This window comes from Clostridioides sp. ZZV15-6598 (assembly GCF_020657705.1).
GTDB classification, from domain to species: domain Bacteria; phylum Bacillota; class Clostridia; order Peptostreptococcales; family Peptostreptococcaceae; genus Clostridioides; species Clostridioides difficile_F.
The window spans coordinates 1-4,915 of sequence record NZ_JAGWCS010000200.1; the positions used below are offsets into that span (position 1 = coordinate 1).

At 27.9% G+C, this 4,915-nt stretch carries 3 protein-coding genes; all 3 read right to left on the reverse strand.

Annotated elements, in window-relative coordinates:
* Window positions 1-138 precede the first annotated feature (138 nt).
* The gene (locus KGF50_RS20315) at window positions 139-825 is read right to left on the reverse strand and encodes an ABC transporter ATP-binding protein (RefSeq protein WP_227849738.1); all 687 of its coding nucleotides are present in this window, start codon (window positions 823-825) and stop codon (window positions 139-141) included.
* 16 nt (window positions 826-841) lie between these two features.
* Window positions 842-3,322, reverse strand: coding sequence for an FtsX-like permease family protein (locus KGF50_RS20320; RefSeq protein ID WP_227849739.1), 2,481 nt, complete (start codon window positions 3,320-3,322; stop codon window positions 842-844).
* A gap of 99 nt (window positions 3,323-3,421) precedes the next feature.
* Window positions 3,422-4,828 carry a sensor histidine kinase gene (locus KGF50_RS20325; protein WP_227849740.1) on the reverse strand — a complete coding sequence of 469 codons (1,407 nt, stop codon included), beginning with the start codon at window positions 4,826-4,828 and terminating at the stop codon, window positions 3,422-3,424.
* Window positions 4,829-4,915: the final 87 nt, after the last annotated feature.

Here is a 4,915-nt window from a genome sequence, read left to right on the forward strand (position 1 = left end):
CATTTAACATAGTCTAATTCATATATACAAAATTTATACAATCTAAAAAGGATGGAAAATATTTAAGAAAATCTTTAAAAATATCTAAGAAACGTCAAACTTATTATGTAAAAATTACCAAAATACATCTATTATTTATTATGCAATTACACCATCTAGAACTGTAATAATACGATTACTACTTTCAGCTGCTTCTGTTGAATGAGTCACCATAATTATTGTTTGACCGCTTTCTTGATTTATTTTATGGAGTAATTGCATTATTTCTGCTCCTGTCTTACTATCTAAGTTTCCAGTAGGCTCATCAGCAAATAAAATCTCTGGTTTTCCTATAATTGCACGTGCTATTGCGACACGTTGTTGTTGACCGCCAGACAGCTCACGTGGAGTATGTTTACGTCTATCTGATAATCCAACAATTTCCAAAATTTCGTTTAATTGATTTTTATAATCATTCATTTTTTCCCCATCTAGTAATAGAGGTAGCATAATATTTTCTTCAACATTTAAATTCGGTATTAAATTATAAAATTGGAATACAAACCCTATATTTCTACGACGTATTATACTCATTTTATCATCATTAAAATGTGATATATCTGTCCCATTCATATATACCTTTCCACTTGTTGGAGTATCTAGACCTCCTAAAATATATAAAAGTGTACTTTTTCCAGAACCAGATTGTCCCATAATAGAAACGAATTCACCTTTCATTACCTGTAAAGATATATCTTTTAAAATTTTAGTAGTTATACTACCAACTTTAAATTCTTTAATAATATTTTTTGCTTCTATGGCTATACTCTTATAGCTTGTTTTCATGTGTTATCCTCCATTTTTATTCAAATTTAATTTCTTCTACTAATTTCATTTTCTTTCCTTTTATAATTGGTACTACTGAACCCATCAATGTTACTGTAATACCTAACACTCCAGCAAAAATGAATGTTTTAAAATCTAAGTCTGGTGTCATTGAAATCTTTGGACCTGCAACTATAAAAATAGTCTGAATTTCTAATATAGATATTAAAATTCCAATAATAGCACCAAATAAACCTGATGTAAATCCTTCAATTAAAGTCATTTTAATATTTTGTTTATCACTTTGTCCTACAGATTTATACATAGCTATAGTACGTCGCTTTTGAATATAGTTTATTAATAGATTGTTAATGATACCTACTGTAGCAAGCAGTAAAATAAAATAGGTCATATTATTCATAGGAGATAAAAAGCTATTTATAGTATTTAAAGAGTCATTGTTGAATTCTTCAACAGTACGACTCCAATTAGATGTATCTCCAAATAAATCTCTTATCTGAATCATAATCGAATCTGGATTAACTGATGTATAAGCTAAAAATCCATATGTAGTTTTATCAAAATCACTAATCGCATAACGAGATGGTATAACAGCTTCTGCATCATTTGCACGAGATTTAAAACTTCCAACTATTTTGTAAAAAACCTCTTCACCGCCATTAGATACATTTATTTTATCTCCTATAGAGAAACTTGTTTTTTTTAGTGTATCTTCATTTAAAATAATAGAGCGTTCTTCTGCAAAAGCTTTAATTACTATTTCCTCCATATCAGAATTAGTATAGTTTATTGCAAACATAGAACTATACAATTTTATATTATCGGTTGCTTCTACTCTTGAAAATTTTATATTGTTATAAGATATTTCATTATTCATAACATATATAGGTAAAACTTTTTTAATTCCATCCATATGTTTAACATCTTCAATAAATTCTTGACTCATCTCTCCATCTGCGAACCCCTGTAACTTGGCATCACGAAATACATCTCCTATATATGTCTTGACAAAACTTCCTACAACACTTATTGCAATTACAGCAGAAATACTTATAAATAATAATGTAATATTTTGTGTGATGTTTTTATTATTTTTCATATTTCTGGCAGCTAATTTACCTTCATTTCCCCAAATCTTTTCATAAATAAATTCAAAGACTGTAGACATAGTATTAGTAAAAAAAGGAATTAGGATAATAGTAGATACAATTAACCCTAATAATGAAAACCCTCCAGCCAAATACAAAGTATTTTCAGTTGTTATCCTTGTAAGTAGAATAGATAAAAAAAGCACTATGACACCTATACAAAATATAGTACGATTTGAAATATTCTTTTCTTCCACTGTTCCCAAAACAACATCTTTTATTGGTAACTGACTAGTCTTTTTTATAGGTACATATGAGCTAAGTAGAGAAACAATTATTGCCACTATAACAGAAGAAATAATTACTATAGGAGATATTACTATTGGAATTGATATCCCTTGTTCAAGAGAATTACCAAGACCATGAAGCATAAAATTTAAAACAACTATACCAATAGGAATCCCAAATAATCCTCCAATACTTCCATACAATATACTTTCAAACAGCAAAATATTAGTTACTGTTTTTTTATTTGCACCAATACTTCTAAATGTCCCAATGATTGGAAGACGTTCTAATGTAATTACCTTGTAACTGCTATATATAATAAAAATACTCATAGTTAATGCAAAAAAACTTATTAAGAAAAATGGCATTGTTTTCTGTCTAGCATCTGCTATTATCTGAGATTCATTTACAGTATTTGATACTTTATATTTCTCAGTTGAAATTTCTTTTGATAATTCATTCATTAAATTTTCTGTTGTTATATTGTCTTTTGGCTCTATTAAAATTTTTGTATATCCATTTTCTTTGTTTAAAATTTTAGATAGTGTGTCTTTAGGTATTAATGCATTTACCCCTCTGGTATGTCTCAAAAAAACTGTGTCATATGCAGCAATGTCAGCTACTTCAAAGATATAGGGCTTACTACAAACTTGTAAAGTGATTAAATCACCTTTTTTAATTTTATACTTTGATGTGAAACGGTCTGGAAGAATAATTTTATCACCAGAAAAATCAGTGATATTATCTCCATTTACCAATCTTGGTTTATTAATTTTATTTAGTTGTGGTAAGTCTGCTGCTATAATATCGAATGATTCATAATATCCATTTTCATGATAAACAGCAGAACTTTCTAATATTCCAACTTTTGATTTTATTGAACTTAAATCTGGTATATCTTCTAAACTATTTAATTTATTTGAATCTGTACTTTGAACAGCTATTGTTGCAGTCCCAGCCATACCTCTTGCCATTTTTCGTTGTGCACTTTCATAAGACAATCCAATTGAAAAGGAAACGAAAAGTAAAACTGTTGATAAAATTATGGATAGCAACATAACTGCTGTTCTTATTTTTCGTTCTTTAATATTTGTTAAGATATACTTTAATATAATTTTCAAATTTACACCTACTCTCTTGATTTAAAAAGGTTGATAACTACCATATAAATATGATAATTTATCAACCTTAATATATCTTTTATTTAACCTTATTTAACCTTAATTGATAGGAAATATGATATGAAATGTACTTCCTAAAGATAAAGTGCTTTCAACCGATATAGTTCCTCCATGAAGTTCAATAATTTGCTTTGTTATTGCCAATCCCAAACCAGTTCCTTCTGTTTTTTGTTCTGTATTAGTTCCACGATAATAACGATTAAATAGATTTGATACTTCTTTCTCTGTCATTCCTTTTCCATTATCTAAAACAGTTATATTAATTTTATCATCTACCATTACATTCAAAGAAACTTTGGTACCTTGACTTCCATGCACAAAAGCGTTAATAATCAAATTACTAAATGCACGCTTTAACAGTGTAGAATCAAAAGTAAATTTAATATTGTCAATGTTACTGTCAAATTCAATTATATTAGCTTCATATTCTGGATAATTCAAAATATCAATGGCTAACTCTTTCAAAAACCTTATCAAGTTGTTATCTTGCTTATTCAACGGAATCATACCATTTTCTAATTGATATGTTAACTTTAAATCGTTAATAAGTGTATTTGTATATTCTATATTCTTAAGCATGATAGAAGCATATCTCTGTACTTGTTCATATGAAAGAATATTATCATCGTCTACAAGTAGTTCTGCATATCCTTTTATTGGTGAAAGAGGAGTTTTTAAATCATGAGTTATATTTGAAATCCATTCTTCTCGTATAATGTCTGTTCTCTTTTGTATTTCATCGCTGATGTGAATTTCTTCATTAAGAGTATTCAAACTATCATAGACATCAGCAAAAACTCCTTTCTGTTTGATTGGAAGATATGTTCTCTTTGCAATATCACTGACGGCAGACGTGATTCGTGAAATAAGTTTTGTTACCCAATATCCATAGGCAATTCCAGAAATTAAAACTATTAAAAGTATAATACCTATTATTGAAAGTATAATAGGTTTTCCGCCTATAAATTTAGTACCATCAAAAAACATTGTTACTTTAGAAATATTTAATGGAAAATGAATAATGTAAATAAAATCATCCTCATTATTTTTGATACTACCCAAGTATACAGTATCATCATTTGGAGTATCTTTCTTGGCTAATTCCAATAACTCAGAATTAGAATAGTGATTTTTTTGATTTTTTGGTTCTGAAAATCCATAAACTCTATTTCCATCACTATCTAAGATTTGTATCCATAATTGGTTCTCTAGAAGTTTTTCCAAACCAGATTGTTTTATTTGTGGTTTATTATTTATAAATATAATTTGCTCAGTAAAACTTTCTGTAAAGTTTTGAGGCCAGTCACTACGTATACTTTTTCCATTTGGATGTTGGACATTAATAAGTGATAAGAAAATTCCTATCGCAGTTAAGGCCAGACAGAAAAGCACTAAGAAAAAAATAATGTACGAGTAAAATATTGTCTTATATCCAGACTTACGCATTTAATCAACTCTTTTCTTAAACTTATATATTTGTGTTTTTTGACTATTTTTAATGTAAATCTTCATAAATATGATACTATCTTAAAT

Coding starts and splice junctions, on each gene's coding strand:
- KGF50_RS20325 (WP_227849740.1), bottom strand. CDS start 4,828: ATGCGTAAGTCTGGATATAAGACAATATTTTACTCGTACATTATTTTT.
- KGF50_RS20315 (WP_227849738.1), bottom strand. CDS start 825: ATGAAAACAAGCTATAAGAGTATAGCCATAGAAGCAAAAAATATTATT.